This window comes from Neobacillus sp. NPDC093127, assembly GCF_044754175.1.
Classification (GTDB): Bacteria; Bacillota; Bacilli; order Bacillales; family Cytobacillaceae; genus Neobacillus.
The window spans coordinates 181,510-199,444 of record NZ_JBIVOP010000010.1 but is presented as its reverse complement, the minus strand read 5'-3'; the positions used below and the strand labels follow the sequence as shown (position 1 = coordinate 199,444).

Below are 17,935 nucleotides of genomic sequence, written 5' to 3'. Positions count from 1 at the left end.
TTTATTGGTAAAGAGCTTGGCGATGCTTGGTAAAAATATTGGCGTAGAGTGGTAAAAAAGATGGCGTTAGTGGTAAATTCCTTTGGCCGTAATCAGATTGAGCCAACTTGTTCAAAAAAATTGGAATAATAATAATTCCATTTATCCGAATTGGTTTATAACGGAAATTTTTATCGGGGAAATTAAAACTCCATTAATGGATAGAAGAGAATATTGTGAATGCGTAGGCATTCCGATTAATACCCCACTATGGAAAAATGAAGTTGATGGGAACAAAAATTGGTCTAAAGTATTTAAATTTGAGCCAATCGATATTATTAAATGTAATATTAATTTAGTAAATATGCATAATGAAATACCTACAATTGTACATCCTATTCTATACTATGTTTTTACACAGCAGCTTTCATTAAAGCTTGAGGAGACTAATTATATTAAGATTCTTGAGTATGTAATAAGACAACAATTAAAAAAGAAGGGGGAGGAAACGTATTAACTAATGCGCTGTAAGTTAATAGTTAAACTTTTCAAGAATGGTAAAAAAAGAATAAAAGATTTTAAAAAAACTACCCTAAGTTCCCCTATAACAATAGGGTACTGAGGGTAGTTAAGTATTTTCAGTTTTTATAAAATCAAATAATTCAAGCTGTAACGAAACTGTCTTTTTGGGTTTTTTAGCCGCATGAATAAGGGCTTCATTAAGATGATATGAAAATCCCGTATTCCTGAAATCTGTAGCATTAAACTTAACAGCTTGCCTTAATAATTCCTCCGTTCCAATAATAATTACAAGGTCAGTTGCTCTTGTAATTGCTGTATAAATTAATTGTCTAGTTATCAACGACCCAGCTGAAGGAAAAAGAGGCAGTATAACTACACGATATTGAGAGCCCTGAGATTTATGGACTGATATAGCGTAGGCTAAATCTATGTCATCTATGTTATTTCCATTTAGCTCAACAATTTCGCCATCAAAATTCACTATTATTCCATCATCTCCTAATCCTCCTTGGACCTTTCCTGTTGACCCGTTCATTATCCCGTCAGAACCCAAGTCATAGTTATTAACTGTTTGAATCACACGGTCATTGATTGAGAAGGGAATAAAATTATTTATATTTTTCATTTTTAATTTTTTTCGAATAAGACAATTGATATTCTTAGTACCGCAACTACCATTTTTACGTGGGCTAAGGATTTGTATATCGTCAAGAAGAAAACCCTCTTGGCAAAGTGCTTCAACAGCTAAACGAACTGTCCAATCTAACCCAATCTCCTCATTTTCCTGTTTTATTAAATATAACCCCTTTAATTCCCTTTTCCAAGGTTGAATGACTGGTACTTCACCATTTCTAATGGAAAATGCTGCATAAGGTATTGGGTTATCACTGGTTTGCCGATGAATTTTTGTTAATGAAACAGAGGCAATATTTGACTGTAATATATCATTGAGAACCTGCCCAGGTCCTATGCTTGGTAATTGTCCTGGGTCCCCGACAATAATTATTCTTGTTTCATTATCTACACATGTAGAAATTTTACTCCACATTCGAACATCCACCATTGAACTTTCATCAATAATTAATGTTGGTAGTTTTTCGTTATTATTGAAATCAAAATTCTTCTGTGAATAGCCAAATGTCCTATGTAGAGTTTTTGTTTCTTCATTTGTTACTTCTTGAATTCTTTTAGCAGCTCTACCTGTTGGTGCTGCAAGAATCACTTTTTGTCCAAGGTCCTCTAAAATTGAACGTATTGCATTTATTACCAATGTTTTACCAGTACCCGGTCCACCAGTTAATACAAAAATACGATGAGTAACAGCTTTAAAAACTGCTAATTTTTGGTCAGATTCTAGAGTAATATTTTGCTGCTCCTCAAAATCATTAATCCATTTTTTTACCCAATCTTCACTTGCAAGTGGGGCAACATCAATAGATAAATCAGCAAACACTTTCGAAATTGTTCTTTCTTGACTAGCAATACCGGTTAATTGAATCCTATTATCATTTGTTACATAAACCAATGGTTCATGAAGAACTTCTGTAACAAGTTCTTCTGCAATTGATAATAGTCTGGATGTTTCTTCAATTAATTGAAGTTTATTTATTGCTGTATTGCCTATTCCTAAGTTTTTTTGCATCACATGAATTATCCCTGCCTCTCTCCTTCTAATATCCTCATGATGAATAGAGCATATTTTTCGTAAAGAATCAACTTTCTTCCAGCTTAAAAAGGGTAACAATCTATAGGGGTTCTCAATAATTCTCTCTAACCCCTTGTCCGAATATAATGTTGAAAGAGGCTCTAGTAATCGCAATGGTAACCCATTTTTAACTAAAAACTTCATTAGTTCCCATCGAGACTTTAATCCTTTGAACGCATTCAATAATACTTGAGTTTTTCTCGGTGTTATAATTCTATCTTGGGCGATTTTATTTGGGTCATTCTCCAAAATCCACCATAACTTTTCTCCGTAGGCTTTAACCAGATTTGACGCTGTTGCAGTTCCTATTCCCGGAAATTGACTACCTGATAGTAATGCAATAATCTCCTCACCTTTTTCAGGAATTGTTGGAAACCCAGCTTCAATTTTAAATTGAAAACCATACTCAAAATCCTCTTCCCAATACCCCTTAAATAACCAAGTTTCCCCTATATGAACTTTTCCACTCAAACCTACAGCTTTTATTAAATCATTTTGTATACGTATTTTTAAAACCCCCCACCCTAGGGAGTTTTGATATATTATCTCTTCGACAACTCCACGAATTTCTTCTCTCATCATAATAATGGATTTCCCTCCATTAGGAGTTTGTTTTGAAATCTTTGCCGTCTTAGCTCTTCCTCTAATACTCGATTTTTTTCGTTTGCTTCTGAAAGAAGCATCTCTAATCGAGATGCCTTATCCTCTAGTCTCTTTAATTTCCTATTTAGAGAATTTGAGTGTTCTTCTTTAATTTTGCTTTGGTCTATTTTTTTATTTATTACCTGAGATTCATCAATTAAACCTGATTGAATAAGCAATTCACGAACCTTTGGGTTCGTATAAAGTGTAGTCCGGCTGCACCCAATTTTTCTAGCAATCAGGGACCCATTCAATTTTTCTCCGGTAATTTGAGTTTCTTTTAACAATAGTTCTAAGGATTCTAATATATCTTTGGATGACATTTTTCCCTTTCCCAAAATATTCACCTCACACTTTATTTTTAATTGAGATAATTTGCGACTTTTGATAAAGCTTTTCTTCCAATTCAACAATATCCTTTTGAAGTTCCAATTTTGATTCAGTTAATTTCATATTTTCCTCCAGCAGCAACCGTTGTTCTTCTTCGAGGGAATTTATCCGTTTTTTCAATTTCATGATAATTTCTTCTTTTAATTTTTTTGGCTTTTCCACCTTTATTGGGTTGAGCTTAGAGTTCATAAATGAAATAGCCTCATCAACAAGTGCCATTAAATTATCACGATTATAAAAGGTTTTTCGTGATACACCTGACTCTTTTGAAACCATACTGACAGTTATTTTTTTTCTTCCTCTTTTTAATCTTTCTGTTGTTTCTTTTACCTTTAGAAAATATTCATCCTTCAAATTCGCTGCTCCTCTACCTGTCTTTGGCTGAGACTTTTTACTCATATCTATCACCAAGTGTATTTTTATTTTTCTTCTCAAGTTCATTAATGTAGTAAGATAACTTATCTCGATTGAACTGAAGCTTTGATTTAAAGATGTTTTCTCCTTGCTCTTTTTCAAGTTGCTTATCAATCTTCTCTATTCTTGCTTTATATAAAGGCAATTTATTAGAACAAGCAAGAAAATAATTACATCCTAAACAAACGCCATCTTGTGCACATGGTTCATTTTTTAATGGATGGTGCATACAAACACCATGCGGAAGAACTTCAATCTTCAAAGCTTTACTTAACTTTTCTACCTGTTCATCCGATAATGTTTTGCCCTTGAACCTGTAAGGATTATTAGGGGACTCTAAATTTTGCAATACAACCTTGTTTGTTGTTGCTACTGGCATTTTTCCGGTAAGAATGTCCCTAACAATTTGTTGTTTTTCTTCTTTTGAATGGTCATAAATTAACGTCATTTTTATAGAGCTATGATTTGCAAGTTCAGCCGCATCAGTAATACTCATTCCACCTTTTAACGCATAAGTTATACAAATATGCCGAAAATAATGATGGGTGAGTTTCAGCACTTCACCATCTTTATCACGAATATCATTTTTAAGGCAAAATTCAAATAATCTTTTGCTCCAGGTATTTCTGTTTGGTATTACTATTTTCTTACCTAATCTTTTTAAAAACAATTTAGTAAGACCTGATTCTTCTCGTAAATTCTTTGTTTCCTTCTCTAATCGTTTTACAGCATTTACTACCAATTCGTTTGCAGGTACAGTAACTGGAACACGTTCATTTTTTGTCTTGCTAGTAATATAGGTAATGTAATAGTCTCCATTTTTAATACTAAGACATCCTTCTTCAATGCTAAACACCTCAGATAACCGGAGTGATAACTGTGTTGATAAAATAATAGCGGTACCACATAATACATCTTCATCCACTTGAGCACATTTAATAATTTTGTTTACAGTTTCTTCTTCCGGTATTATTTTTGATGTTTTCTCATGTTTAAGGACTCTTTTATTTTTCAGTATTTTTTCTTTATATAAAGCATCAAGATAAAAGGTCTCTTTTGGAACATCCCAACCTCTTACACTTCCCCGTGTTAATATTTCCTTAACAGCATGAGCACAGTGTCTAATTGAAACACCTGATAAAGGTTCGCCAAGAACAGTAGTAGCTTCAAATAAATATGAAAAAAAATCAGCTACAACAGTTTTAGTAAAATTACTAAAGGATGTTATATGCTTCTTTTTCTCCAAAAAGGGCTTTAATTTTTTCAACGCTACTAACTTTCGGAAAACTGAACTAAAACCACAATTTAAAAATTCCGAATGAATAAACAACTTTATCGTATGTTTTATTGAATCCCAAGATGAAAAAGATGTGAAATCAAGCTTTAAATCCGATGGTCTCCAATTCTCCGCCCCTTCTACATAACCTGCAAAATCCCACACATCATCTTTAAATTTGCTATTTCCACACCGCAAGTCCAAAATATTTTTTGAAGAACTATGTTCAACAAAATTTTGATTAAGATTAGTATTATCCATTTGATAAAGCCTCCAATCTTTCAATTATTTCTTTGAGCGCCTTTTCAGTCTCGAAAAGAAGGTAGTCGGTCGCAATTAGATTTTCTTCCATATAACGTACTTTATCTGCTTGAATTTCTGCAAGATGTTCCTTATGAACACTCAAATGTTCTAAAGTTGTTATATACTTTGGACAGAAAAGACAGGCATTAGGTTTCTTACAATTCGTTACATCCTCATCAATAGGTCTTTTACAAATACCATCTGGCAGCCTAGCATTTAAAAGCTTTTTATGTTTTTCTTGGTTGTTCGGCAAATTTTGAATAGCCTCATCAATTCTCGGTACAGTTACTCCAATAAAGCCTAATTTCCTATATTCTTTATCAAACCTTGGTCTTGCAACTTTTGCATAAAGTCTAGTTGAATGTATTGATTTATGCCCAAGGTAATCCATTATTTCAAAAATTGACATTCCTTTGTTAAGCATTTCCGTACCTAAAGTATGGCGAAATTGATGAAAGTGAAGCTTAGGTATTTCACCATTTTGATTAAAAATTCTAAAAGGCTTCAAAAAATACCGTTTAAACCAGTCGCGTACTGTAACATAATCAGCTTCCTTCCAAAATGATTCTTTTCCTGGAGTATTTGTATTCATTTTTACAACAAATAATCTGTCGGTATTCAAAGCTTCTCTTCCAGCTTCAGTAATTGTCACAAGTTTTTTAAACGCTTTTATTACTTCCCTACTAACAGGAATGTATCTATCAGTTTTATTTTTCTCACTTATTACCTCCAGGAGGGTTTCCCCCAAAAGTATGTTCTCTTTGAGAGAATCCTTTGTCATTAGTAGGAGTTCAGAAATTCTAATGCCAGTGAAACGAAGAATCGTTACCAGACAAATCATTAAATCATACGCAAACAAGTCATTATCATTAACTTTTCTAATTTGTAGATAAACACCTTGTTGCTCTTGTTCTAATAAGACTTTTTCTATTAAATCTGGTCTTTTTTTCGCCCAAATCACAGGATTACCGCCAATTCCAGCTTCAGCCAGCACACTAGTTACCGTTATGATTCTGCCTCTATTCAATAAACTATTTAAAGCGTCATTAACCATTTTTGTTACTTCATCGAACTTCACCTTTTGATGGTTATATTTAAACTTAGGTTTAAAGTTAATAGCATCTTGTGCAATTCGTTGAAAGTAAGTGTTAAGAGCTTTTTCTTTAACATCAGGGTTATTATGAAAATACACAAGAGAAACCCCGCATATATTCGCAATATCACCTAAGCTGTTGATTGTAACATCCTTTCCAACCTCCTCAAATTTTTTTAGAACTACATCTATTTGATGTGGTTTGCCTCCACTAGGACTAATATTTATTTCTCTTTTCCCTCGTATCGCATCATCAATCATCTTCATAAAAGATTCCTCAATTACCTGACTTTTTAGGACATCTTCAGTTTGAAGCATTCGATGCTCTTTTCCACCAAAAATATTCTCTTTAGGAAATCCATCCCACTCTAAAGTACAGCCATATTGAATAAACATCTTTAAACTGTTAAAAGTTCTACTTCTAACACCAGCTTTATCAAATCTTAATACAAGGAAAAATAAGAAGTTGTTTATGGTATCAAAGTTGAGTTCTTCGAATGTATTTAATGGCTGATTTGTTTCTTCCAGAAATTCAAAAAACACCTTTAAACTCATCAAATCGTTACGAAGAGTCTTACGTTTAACATTACCTGCTGCTAAACGGTCTTTAATAATTTCTTTCAAAGTATTTTTAAACCATTTATTTGGCAAAAAAGTAAAATTAAAATAAAGCTTGTATAGAGCATCATCTGATAAAATAACCCATTCATCAGAATGAAAGTCGATTGCGTGTAGTACGTTCCTATTACTCAAGTCTAGCTTCACCCATCCTTAAAAAGTTTTTGTATGATTCACTCAGTCTTTCAATTGAAGGTTTTATATATTTGGAAGAAGTCAAAATACTTTTGTGACCTAAACGGGCTTTTATAACATTTATGTCTATTCCTGCATCCGCAAGATTGGATGCATGAGTATGCCTTAATGTATGAGGAGACAATTTATAATTCGTTATTCCAGAAACAGATTCAATGCCCTTGAAAACCTTGTACAATGATTTATAATCCAATGGCTCTCCAACCGAAGGTTGATTGTGAGACACAAAAATATAATTACAGTCACCTGATTGAGGTCGATGAAAACAAACATATTCCTCAATCTCATCAATTAACTGTCTACTTATATGAATTGTTCGTTCTCCGGTTTTTAACTGTCGGTCGGTGTCCTCACCTTCTCTCTCAATTAAATAAATTAAGCCAATATAGTCCGGATTTTCATCATCTACTATATAATCGTGTAACTGTAGATGAAGAATTTCACTTGACCTCATTCCACTTTCATAAAGCAGTTTAAAAATCAACCTATTTCTAATGCGAAGACTCTCATTTCCCCATAATTCATCAATGGTTTCTAAATATTTTTTTGCAATATTAGGGTAAATCCGCCTTTTATCTATCGTGTGTTTTTCTTTACGCTTAAAAAAATGTTTATGTTCTTTTTCCCAATTTTTTATTCCATGAGATAAAAATGATTTTTTTCTATTTGAAGCACGAGAGCCTTCTACCTTTACAAAAGGATTATCTACTATCACTCCACCCATTAGGTTAGTGTGAGCAATGAAGTTACTTATAGATGCTAATCTCCGATTTACTGTAGAAGCTGCTGCCCATCCTTTTTTATGCCGATTATCCAAGAAACTAATAAAGTTTTTAATGTGTCTTGGTTTTATCTCATGGAGGCTCAAATTTTCTTCTACAAGCCATTCATAAAAAATTTTTAAATCTTCAATGTAACTTAATATGGTATTCTGCGAATAACCTTGTATTGCAAGTTTTTTTGTGTATGATAGAACTTCTGGAACAATTTTCATTTTTGAATCCACCAAAACTACATGAGTCTTTGTTTTAACAACTTTCATGCTTCACCTCAAATAATTTTGTGTAAAATTCCGATAAAGGTTGAAAAATAAAGCATTTTGAATCTTCTTGTTTAGAATATTCGCTTCTAAACGTAATTGAGTTGCAGAACAGGGTTTCACAGAACTAATGTTCGTATTTTATATGAAACCATTTTAACCAATATTTCTTAAAATATACATTTCTTACTCACTTACACAAAGCTTACTAGGTAGAAATAATTTCAAATTTCATTCCCTTACTTTTTATCTTTTTACACAACAAAAAAACGTCCAGAATCCTATCATATAAGGATTCTGGACGTTTTTTTAATGTTACACAGTTTTTGGGAGATATAAAGGCAGTTCTGGCATTTAGAGGTGCCCCCTTTGCTGTATATTTATTTCGCGTCAAACCAGGTTGGGCCGTAAGAATAGTCCACTTTCAATGGTACTTTTAATTCAAGGGCATTCTCCATCACTAAAGGAACTAAGCTTTTAAGATTCTCCACTTCGTCTTCTGGAGCCTCGAAAATCAATTCATCGTGCACCTGCAATAACAGCCTGGTTTTTAAGCCTTTATCCTTTAATGCTTCGTCCATGTCTATCATTGCTTTTTTAATAATGTCGGCGGCACTGCCTTGAATTGGGGTGTTCATCGCTGTTCTTTCCGCAAAGCTTCTAATGTTAAAATTACGGGCAGTAATTTCAGGGATGTACCGTCTTCTTTGCATTAGGGTGGTCACATACCCTTTTTGTCTGGCTGAATGAATAATGTCATCCATATACTCCTTCACACCCGGATAAGTATCAAGGTAACGCTCAATAAATTGACCGGCTTCTTTCCTTGTAATCCCCAAGGATTGGGAAAGACCATAATCACTAATTCCATAGACAATACCAAAGTTAACAGCCTTTGCCTGGCGTCGCATGTTTGAGTTTACCTCATCTTTTTCAACGTGGAAGACCTCCATCGCTGTCTTCGTATGGATGTCCAGATCATCCTTAAAGGCTTGAATCAGCTTTTCATCGCCAGCGATGTCGGCCAGGACCCGAAGTTCAATCTGCGAGTAGTCAGCGGCAAAAATGACCCAGCCTTTTTCCGACGGAACAAAGGCCTGACGAATCTTTCGGCCTTCCTCCAGACGAATCGGGATATTTTGCAAATTAGGGTCTATCGAGCTCAGCCGGCCCGTCGCAGTTAATGTCTGTTGATATCTTGTATGGATTTTTTCCGTTTTTGGATTAATGACTTTAAGCAGTCCCTCAATATAAGTAGACTGTAGCTTCCCCAGCTGCCGGTATAGCAGAATATGCTCTATAATTTCATGATCGCCTGCTAATTTTTCTAACACATCTGCAGAAGTTGAATGACCTGTTTTCGTTTTCTTAAATGAATGCAGCCCAAGTTTTTCAAACAAGATAACTCCTAGCTGCTTTGGTGAGTTAATATTAAATTTCTCACCAGCTAATTCACAAACTTTCTCTTCAATTTCAATTAATCGCTCATTTAGCTCTTTTCCCATCATCTGGAGGCGTTCTTGCTCAACCCTGATTCCGCATGATTCCATATCAGCTAAAATAAGTGATAAAGGCATTTCAAGTTCCGTAAATAATTCATATTGCTCATTACGTCTTAATTCATCTTCGAGTTTTTCTCTTAAATCGGACATGGCAAGTCCTTTACGAATCAGATGTTCGGCAAGTTTAGCAGCATCGGGGACCCTTCGTTTCGCACCTTTCCCATAAAACGATTCATCCGGCTGAATATTATGGAGATCGTATCTGTTAGCGATGGCGGCAAGGTCTTCAATATTTTCGGAAGGATTAATGAGATAGGAAGCCATCAAAATATCAAAATCAGCCCCTTTTAAATGGATGTCATATCTTCTTAAAGAAACCTCCGAACGCTTCGCATCATAAACCGTTTTCTTGATTCCTTCATCTTCCGCCCATCTTTTAAAAACTTCTGATTTTAACACAAGATCCGTTGGCAAGTAGAAATTTCCTTTTTCATTTACAAGGGAAAAACCGATTATATCAGCATAATGATAATTATCGTCAAGCATTTCCACATAGAAATAATTGTCATCGGCAAAAATTTCTTCTGTTATTTCAATAGGGATAATATAGTCAACCTCTTCAAGCTCCGGCTCCTCCGTTACAGCTGTGTTTTCGCCTAATTTGTCCAATAATGAATGAAAGCCTAATTCTTTATATAAGACGATTAATTTTTCCCTCGTAAACCCTTCATAGGAAATCGCATCTAAATCTACTTCCACAGGCGCTTGGCGCTCGATTGTCGCGAGTTCTTTACTCATGATTGCCTGATCTTTAAATTCCTCTAGCTTTTCCTTCAGCTTATTCCCCGCAACTTGATCAATTGAGTTTAACAAATTTTCCAGCGTTGAAAACTCTTTTAACAGCTTTATAGCGGTCTTTTCACCGACTCCTGGAACACCGGGGATATTATCCGACGCATCGCCCATTAAACCCTTCATATCGATAATTTGTTCGGGAGTCAGGCCGTATTTTTCGCCAATATGCTTGGGGGTATATTCTTCAATATCGGTAATCCCTTTACGGGTGATTCCTACGGTTGTAGCAGGAGAGGAAAGCTGCGTTAAGTCCTTGTCCCCGGAGATCACTTTTACCTCAAAGCCATCTTTTTCCGCGGTTAAAGAAAGAGTTCCGATAATGTCATCCGCCTCGTAATTTTCAAGCTCATATCTCGAAATCCCGTATGCGTCTAATAGTTCACGAATGAACGGAAATTGCTCTGATAGTTCTGGCGGGGTTTTCTGCCTCCCGCCTTTGTACTCAGTAAAGGTTTTATGACGAAAGGTCGTTTTTCCGGCATCAAATGCGACAAGCATGTGGGTTGGTTTTTCATCCTCCAAAATTTTCATCAGCATCATTGTAAAACCGTATACCGCGTTGGTATGTATTCCTTTATCGTTATTAAGCAGGGGGAGTGCAAAAAAAGCACGGTAGGCAATACTATTCCCATCTATAAGTACAAGCTTTTTCTTTTCCACCTCGTTCACCCTTCCAAAATCTTTTTGTCGAGTTCTAGAATAAACTCACTACCTTCACCGACATCACTTTTTACACTAATTTTTCCATGATGTGCTTCAACTAAATGTTTAACAATCGCTAAGCCGAGTCCTGTGCCTCCGGAATTACGGCTTCTATCCCGGTCCACTCGATAAAATCGTTCAAAGATGCGAGGAATTTCTTCCTTTTTTATTCCAATTCCCGAATCTTTAACATGAATCCGCACATTTCGCTCATAGTCAAGAAGGATGATTTTCACATTTCCTCCAGATGGCGTATACGTAATCGCATTACCAATTAAATTGATAAACACCTGCTTTAAACGATCAACGTCAACGTTAATGAGTACATGCTCCTCCTTACTGTAAAATTCAAGGGCAACATTCTTCGCTTCTGCTTTTCCAGACAGAAGGGCAATGACTTCTTCGAGCATTGGATGCAAATCGACTTGCTGGAGTGTTAATTCAAAGCCTTGCTGCTCAATTTTAGATAGTTCTAATAAATCATGAATGAGCGATTGCAGCCTGTCACTTTCTTTTAAAATAATCGACAGAAATGCTTCTAACGTTTCTTGATTGTTCATTGCACCATCCAAGAGAGTCTCTGTAAATCCTTTAATAGATGTAACTGGAGTTTTAAGTTCGTGTGAAACATTGGCGACAAAATCCTTGCGCACTTGCTCGAGCTTTTTTAGTTCGGTAATATCGTGGAATACGAGCAAAACACCTTTCCATACATTGTTTGTTCCAATAATAGGAATGCCGTATACAACAAAATATTTTCTTTCGATGACTAATGGAATATGCAGCTGTTTACTTACCATCTGTTCTGTCCGGAACACCTCAGCGACGATACAGCAAATTTCTTCATCATCAATTACCTCATAATAAAGCTTTGATAAATAATCAGTTGTTTTCACATGAAAAATATCACTATAACCTTTATTAATGAGATTTATGTACCCGCGGCTGTCAATTAATACTAACCCTGACCCCATATTTTCAATTAAAGCGGTCAAGCGATCCTGCTGCATTTCATGTGCTTTTGTCAGTTCTTGAAGATTTTCAGCCAGCATATTGATGGAGGTACCCAACATTCCTGCATCATCCAATCGCTCAACCTTTGTTCTGGCCCGGTAATTTCCATTTGCTAATTCGATTGCAACATCTGTTGCCGATTTAATCGGTTTTGTATATCTAGAGGTAATTCTAAATCCTAGAAAAATAATGACGACCACTGCAATCCCAAGAATAATCAAAAGACTCCACCAGATTTCCAATTGGAGAGTTTCATTAAGTGAATCTAAGAAATCAATTTTGAATATCTGGCCAAGCAATATTCCTAATCCAACTAATACAGTACTAATTAAGGTAATTAACGTAATTAGAAGTCTTGTTCGGAATTTTGTCATTCCCCTTTAAGCTCCTCCATTTTATAACCGAGACCGCGCATGGTTTTTATATAGGCCGGCTTCTTCGTATCTTCTTCAATTTTCTCACGTAAATGTGAGATATGTACATCAACAATTCTAGTATCGCCAGCAAAATCATAATTCCAAACAGCGCTGAGTAATTGATCCCTAGTTAATACCCGACCTTTATTTTTGGCGAGATAAAGCAGTAATTCAAATTCCTTTAAAGTCAATTCTAATTGCTGGGCTTGGAAATAGGCTTCATATTTTTCGGGATAGATAGTTAACTTCCCTATTTCAATTTTTTCCTCATTATTATCGTTTTCTTCAACTGCCTCCGGTTGAACCTGGGTTCTTCTTAGGATGGCCTTTACACGGGCAATCACTTCTCTGGGACTGAATGGTTTAACCATGTAGTCGTCAGCGCCAAGCTCGAGCCCTAGTATTTTATCGAATTCATCATCTTTTGCCGTTAACATTAATATTGGAGTCATAATCCCCTTTTGGCGAAGCTGTTTGCAAACTTCCATCCCATCTAAATTTGGCAGCATTAGATCTAGCACAATCATATCGGGTGACTCAGTTTCAGCTAATTTTTTTCCTTCTTGTCCATCCATTGCCGTGATAACATCATATCCCGCCTGTTCAAAATTATATTGAAGTAAGGTTACAATCGATTGCTCATCATCAACAACAAGTACTTTATTTTTCATACGATCCCCCGCAATTCAAGATACCTTCATTATATCTTTAAGGAATAGGGTTATCTAGTTTTACGGACTGGTATAAGAAAAAGGGGTAATTGGTGGGATTTTTTTATTAAAGTTAACAAATTAGTCATGGTTCGGTTCGGACCGCAGCTTTATTTTTTGTACAATGGACTTAGGTAATTAGGAAGGAAGTGGAATATGGCTTACAAGCCTCGCACTACACCTATTGAATTATTAAAATTACGAATATTAAACATACGAATGGATTTAGCAACAGAGATGAAGAAGTATTATTTAAACAAGGAAAAAGGCTATGAAGGGGAGCTTCAATTTGATCTATTGACGGAAAAGCTTCAAAGTAATGGCTTAATTTTAAACGACTTGCAGCTCGAAATAGACAATTCACCTTTCCAACTTGATACTTCAATTATTTTCCAAGGAATATATTACCTTATAGATGTAAAAAATTTTCAAGGTGATTTTATTTATAAACCCGACAGACTTGAAACGGTTTTTAGAAAGCATTATAAGAATCCACTAGACCAATTGAAACGCAGCAAATTCTTGCTTGGCCAATTACTCCAAAAGCATGGGTATAATTTTGCCATCGAGGGATTCGTAGTGTTTATCAACCCCGAGTTTACCTTATATCAGGCTCCTCTAAATGAACCCTTTATTTTCCCGACACAGCTAAATACCTTTATGAAAAAATTAGATGCGCAGCCATCAAATTTAACTTACCGTCACAAGGCGCTTGCTGACAAGCTGGTTTCTTTACACCAAACGCAATCACCTTTTACTAAGTTACCAGCTTATGATTTTTGTGGTGTGCGTAAAGGTGTTACTTGCAAGGTGTGCTATTCGTTTAAGATTGATGTTCCCGCCAGTGGAAGGAAATTAATTTGTGATGATTGCGGTTGTGAGGAAAAGATTGAATCTGCAGTTTTGCGATGTGCGAGAGAAATAAAGATACTGTTTCCGGATAGGAGAATTACTACTAATATTGTTTATGAGTGGTGCGGGGGGATCGTGTCTAAAAAGGTAATTAGAACAATCCTTAAGGACAACTTTAAAGCAATCGGGGCGAGCAGGCATTGCTATTTCGAGTGAAATTGAAAAAATGGCATATCTTTTGTTTTCCACTGATTTTAATAGTGTTACTCATACTTCTCGGTCACTAAAAATAAGTTTTAGTGACCGGGAGACAGCTTTTTCCTTTCTTTCGGGCACTATGAACCGCTCTCTGTGCCGGGTGGCAGCATTTCCCTTCCTTTCGGGCACTAAGAACCGCTCTCTGTGACCGGGTGGCAGCATTTCCCTTCCTTTCGGGCACTAAGAACCGCTCTCTGTGACCGGGTGGAGGCATTTCCCTTCTTTTCGGGCACTAAGAACCGCTCTCTGTGACCGGGAGACGGCTTTTTCCCTCTTTTCGGGCACTAAGAACCGCTCTCTGTGACCGGGTGGCGGCATTTCCCTTCCTTTCGGGCACTAAGAACCGCTCTCTGTGACCGGGTGGCGGCATTTCCCTTCCTTTTGGGCACTAAGAACCGGTCTCTGTGACCGGTCGGCGTCATTTCCCTTCCTTTTGGGCACTAAGAACCGGTCTCTGTGACCGGGAGACGGCATTTCCCTTCTTTTCGGGCACTAAGAACCGCTCTCTGGAACAAAATATGGGTAATTAAAAGTTCTCCAATGCCTTGCCATGGAATTCTTCCAAACGATGTGGCGGGCACACTTTTACTTTCCCATCAATCACCGTTTCATTTTTTTCATTCGCACCAGTAACATTGATAACTACAGTATGCTCACCATTATTTACTTCAATCACCTCAAACAAAAACTCGACGGTTCCGTAATGATAGACAGGCTTAGTGAATTCAATTTCCTGGCTTAATATATGGCTTCCCGGTCCGGGTAAATATTTTGAGATAGCAGAGGTAATCATCCCTGTTAGCATGATACTTGGAACAATCGGTTTTTCAAATGGCGTCTGTGACGCATAGTCATGTTGTATGTAAAGAGGGTTCGCGTCATCAGTTAATCCTAAATATAGCAGAAGATCCTTATCTTCGATTTTCTCCGTCAAGGATAACTTTTCACCAACCGTTATTTCATCAATCTTTCGGCCAAGCTTTCTTTTTTTTCCTAAAAGCATCCAACACACCTCACTGAAAGCGATTTCATTATTAAATCGAAAAAAATCCGGGGACCCTAAAAAGGCCCCGAATTTCTAAAAAATTAAGCTAATACTTCCATAACACCGCGAACGGATTCAACAGACTTGTCTAAGGCTGCTTTCTCGTCTGCAGTAAGCTCTAGCTCGATTACTTTTTCAATCCCGTTTGCACCAAGGATGGTTGGTACTCCAAGGTAGATACCTTCATAACCAAATTCCCCTTCAAGGTACGCAATCGATGGTAACACACGACGTTGGTCTTTCAAAATCGCTTCACACATTTCTACCAATGAAGCTGCAGGTGCATAGTAAGCACTGCCGTTCCCAAGAAGGTTAACGATTTCGCCGCCGCCTTTTCTTGTCCGTTCAACAATTGCTTCCAAGCGGTCTTTAGGAATTAGTGTTTCTAATGGAATCCCACCGGCATAGGAATAACGTACAAGCGGCACCATATCATCACCGTGTCCGCCTAAAACAAATCCAGTAATATCTTTAACCGATAGATTTAATTCCTGAGCCACAAATGTACGGAAACGAGCTGTATCAAGAACGCCTGATTGACCAATTACACGGTTCTTAGGGAAACCTGATTCTTTAAATACAGTATAAGTCATCGCATCAACAGGGTTTGTTAACACAAGAATCGTACAATTTGGAGAATATTTCACAATCTCTTGCGTTACACTTTTCATTACTTTTTGGTTGGTTTGCACTAAATCGTCACGGCTCATGCCTGGTTTACGTGCAATTCCGGCAGTAATCACAACGATATCCGAATCGCGGGTATCTTCGTAATTAGAAGTTCCCGAAATTGAGGCATCAAAGCCTTGAACAGGACCAGCTTCAAGCATATCTAGCGCTTTACCTTTTGTAGGGTTTTCCATTGGAGCGATATCAACTAAAACAACATTTCCAAGCTCTTTTTGTGCAAGTAAAAATGCAGTTGTGGCACCAGTAAAACCGCCGCCGATTACAGAAACTTTTTTACGTTTTAATGACATATGACTCTCCCCTTTTACGCATATATTAATGATCCAAGTCGGGGCTTAAAATAAGCCCCAGCTTTTCTTATTCCATATTCTTAATTAGTTCATCAGCAAACTCAGAAGTTTTTACCTCTGTTGCTCCATCCATTAAGCGGGCAAAGTCATAAGTAACAACTTTAGATGCAATTGTTTTTTCTACTGATTTAATAACCATAGTAGCTGCTTCAGTCCAGCCTAAGTGTTCAAGCATTAATACACCTGATAAGATGACAGATGAAGGATTTACTTTATCAAGACCTGCATATTTAGGTGCAGTACCATGTGTCGCTTCAAAAATAGCATGCCCTGTTTCATAGTTGATGTTAGCTCCCGGAGCAATTCCGATGCCGCCAACTTGTGCTGCAAGTGCATCTGAAATGAAGTCGCCGTTTAAGTTCATTGTAGCCACAACATCAAACTCACGTGGGCGAGTAAGAATTTGCTGCAAGAAAATATCAGCGATTGCATCTTTCACGATGATTTTTCCAGCAGCTTCTGCATCAGATTGCGCCTTGTTCGCAGCATCTGATCCTTGCTCTGCCTTAATCCGGTCATATTGAGCCCATGTAAAGACTTTATCGGCAAATTCCTTTTCAGCAAGCTCATAACCCCAATTTTTAAACGCGCCTTCAGTGAATTTCATGATATTTCCTTTATGCACGAGTGTAACGGATTTACGGCCTTCTTTTATCGCATAGTTAATAGCTGCACGTACAAGACGAGTTGTACCTTCTTCAGAAACAGGTTTAATACCAATACCGGACGTTTCAGGGAACCTGATTTTATTAACACCCATTTCGTTTTGAAGGAAGTCGATAACCTTTTTGACTGCCTCTGTGCCTTTTTCATACTCGATTCCAGCATAAATATCTTCAGTATTTTCACGGAAGATGACCATATCTGTATCTTGCGGACGCTTAACCGGTGAAGGAACACCTTCAAACCATCTTACAGGACGTAAGCAAACAAACAAGTCTAACTCTTGTCTTAGTGCAACGTTCAAGGAACGAATTCCGCCGCCGACAGGGGTAGTTAGTGGTCCTTTAATGGCAATCAAATATTCATTGATTTCATCAAGTGTTGCTGATGGGAGCCATTCACCTGTTTGGTTAAATGCCTTTTCACCTGCTAAAACTTCTTTCCATACTAATTTACGTTCACCCTTATAGGCTTTTTCAACCGCTGCATTTAAAACTCTCTCAGAAGCAGCCCAAATATCTGGACCGATACCGTCCCCTTCAATAAACGGGATAATTGGATTGTTTGGTACATTTAATACTCCATCTTTAACCGTGATTTTTTCGCCTAACATAGTTGTTCTCCCTCCTATTATGTAAAAACCCTTTGTCGTGCAAATGACTGAATCAAAGGTTAGAGAGCCAGAGCCTCTAACCTTTTCAT

Annotated in this window: 14 protein-coding genes; 2 read left to right on the top strand and 12 right to left on the bottom strand. The window is 36.8% G+C overall.

Going from position 1 to position 17,935, the window contains the following annotated elements; genetic code table 11:
• Positions 1-97: 97 nt before the first annotated feature.
• Entirely contained in the window at positions 98-496 is a 399-nt protein-coding gene (locus ACIQCO_RS15610) for a hypothetical protein (RefSeq protein WP_400430110.1), read from the top strand.
• A gap of 111 nt (positions 497-607) precedes the next feature.
• Here ACIQCO_RS15610 and recD2 read toward each other — a convergent pair whose 3' ends face one another.
• The 9 genes from recD2 to ACIQCO_RS15565 all read right to left on the bottom strand — a co-directional run bounded on the left by recD2 (position 608) and on the right by ACIQCO_RS15565 (position 13,336).
• Positions 608-2,785: an SF1B family DNA helicase RecD2 gene (recD2, locus tag ACIQCO_RS15605; protein WP_400430109.1), complete on the bottom strand. Its 2,178-nt coding sequence runs from the start codon at positions 2,783-2,785 to the stop codon at positions 608-610.
• The gene (locus ACIQCO_RS15600; protein WP_400430107.1) at positions 2,785-3,171 is read right to left on the bottom strand and encodes a hypothetical protein; all 387 of its coding nucleotides are present in this window, start codon (positions 3,169-3,171) and stop codon (positions 2,785-2,787) included. Before ACIQCO_RS15600 ends, recD2 begins: the two co-directional genes overlap by 1 nt.
• A gap of 25 nt (positions 3,172-3,196) precedes the next feature.
• The gene (locus ACIQCO_RS15595) at positions 3,197-3,673 is read right to left on the bottom strand and encodes a DUF6262 family protein (protein WP_400430106.1); all 477 of its coding nucleotides are present in this window, start codon (positions 3,671-3,673) and stop codon (positions 3,197-3,199) included.
• Entirely contained in the window at positions 3,630-5,189 is a 1,560-nt protein-coding gene (locus ACIQCO_RS15590; protein WP_400430104.1) for a tyrosine-type recombinase/integrase, read from the bottom strand. Before ACIQCO_RS15590 ends, ACIQCO_RS15595 begins: the two co-directional genes overlap by 44 nt.
• Positions 5,182-7,077 (bottom strand): tyrosine-type recombinase/integrase, encoded by a 1,896-nt coding sequence (locus ACIQCO_RS15585; RefSeq protein WP_400430102.1) that lies wholly within the window; start codon positions 7,075-7,077, stop codon positions 5,182-5,184. Before ACIQCO_RS15585 ends, ACIQCO_RS15590 begins: the two co-directional genes overlap by 8 nt.
• Entirely contained in the window at positions 7,070-8,179 is a 1,110-nt protein-coding gene (locus tag ACIQCO_RS15580) for a tyrosine-type recombinase/integrase (RefSeq protein WP_400430101.1), read from the bottom strand. Before ACIQCO_RS15580 ends, ACIQCO_RS15585 begins: the two co-directional genes overlap by 8 nt.
• 377 nt (positions 8,180-8,556) lie before the next feature.
• On the bottom strand, positions 8,557-11,193 hold the full coding sequence (gene polA, locus ACIQCO_RS15575) for a DNA polymerase I (protein ID WP_400430099.1): 2,637 nt from the start codon (positions 11,191-11,193) through the stop codon (positions 8,557-8,559).
• A gap of 5 nt (positions 11,194-11,198) precedes the next feature.
• Positions 11,199-12,623, bottom strand: a complete 1,425-nt coding sequence (pnpS, locus tag ACIQCO_RS15570) for a two-component system histidine kinase PnpS (protein ID WP_400430097.1) — start codon at positions 12,621-12,623, stop codon at positions 11,199-11,201.
• Entirely contained in the window at positions 12,620-13,336 is a 717-nt protein-coding gene (locus ACIQCO_RS15565) for a winged helix-turn-helix domain-containing protein (RefSeq protein ID WP_400430095.1), read from the bottom strand. The genes pnpS and ACIQCO_RS15565 overlap by 4 nt, the downstream gene beginning before the upstream one ends.
• Before the next feature lie 195 nt (positions 13,337-13,531).
• Here ACIQCO_RS15565 and ACIQCO_RS15560 point away from each other — a divergent pair, with 195 nt between their 5' ends.
• Entirely contained in the window at positions 13,532-14,443 is a 912-nt protein-coding gene (locus tag ACIQCO_RS15560) for a nuclease-related domain-containing protein (RefSeq protein WP_400430093.1), read from the top strand.
• A gap of 568 nt (positions 14,444-15,011) precedes the next feature.
• On the opposite strand, the gene ACIQCO_RS15555 is transcribed toward ACIQCO_RS15560, so the two are convergent.
• The 3 genes from ACIQCO_RS15555 to icd form a co-directional block, all read right to left on the bottom strand.
• On the bottom strand, positions 15,012-15,488 hold the full coding sequence (locus ACIQCO_RS15555) for a MaoC/PaaZ C-terminal domain-containing protein (protein WP_400430092.1): 477 nt from the start codon (positions 15,486-15,488) through the stop codon (positions 15,012-15,014).
• Between the two features lie 83 nt (positions 15,489-15,571).
• Positions 15,572-16,510 carry a malate dehydrogenase gene (mdh, locus tag ACIQCO_RS15550; protein WP_400430091.1) on the bottom strand — a complete coding sequence of 313 codons (939 nt, stop codon included), beginning with the start codon at positions 16,508-16,510 and terminating at the stop codon, positions 15,572-15,574.
• Between the two features lie 67 nt (positions 16,511-16,577).
• Entirely contained in the window at positions 16,578-17,846 is a 1,269-nt protein-coding gene (icd, locus tag ACIQCO_RS15545) for an NADP-dependent isocitrate dehydrogenase (protein ID WP_066090746.1), read from the bottom strand.
• Positions 17,847-17,935 lie beyond the last annotated feature (89 nt).

Excerpts from the sequence above, each read along its gene's own strand:
- recD2 (WP_400430109.1), bottom strand. The coding sequence starts at position 2,785 with ATGAGAGAAGAAATTCGTGGAGTTGTCGAAGAGATAATATATCAAAAC.
- ACIQCO_RS15600 (WP_400430107.1), bottom strand. The coding sequence starts at position 3,171 with ATGTCATCCAAAGATATATTAGAATCCTTAGAACTATTGTTAAAAGAA.
- ACIQCO_RS15590 (WP_400430104.1), bottom strand. The coding sequence starts at position 5,189 with ATGGATAATACTAATCTTAATCAAAATTTTGTTGAACATAGTTCTTCA.
- ACIQCO_RS15580 (WP_400430101.1), bottom strand. The coding sequence starts at position 8,179 with ATGAAAGTTGTTAAAACAAAGACTCATGTAGTTTTGGTGGATTCAAAA.
- pnpS (WP_400430097.1), bottom strand. The coding sequence starts at position 12,623 with ATGACAAAATTCCGAACAAGACTTCTAATTACGTTAATTACCTTAATT.
- ACIQCO_RS15565 (WP_400430095.1), bottom strand. The coding sequence starts at position 13,336 with ATGAAAAATAAAGTACTTGTTGTTGATGATGAGCAATCGATTGTAACC.
- ACIQCO_RS15560 (WP_400430093.1), top strand. The coding sequence starts at position 13,532 with ATGGCTTACAAGCCTCGCACTACACCTATTGAATTATTAAAATTACGA.
- ACIQCO_RS15555 (WP_400430092.1), bottom strand. The coding sequence starts at position 15,488 with ATGCTTTTAGGAAAAAAAAGAAAGCTTGGCCGAAAGATTGATGAAATA.
- mdh (WP_400430091.1), bottom strand. The coding sequence starts at position 16,510 with ATGTCATTAAAACGTAAAAAAGTTTCTGTAATCGGCGGCGGTTTTACT.
- icd (WP_066090746.1), bottom strand. The coding sequence starts at position 17,846 with ATGTTAGGCGAAAAAATCACGGTTAAAGATGGAGTATTAAATGTACCA.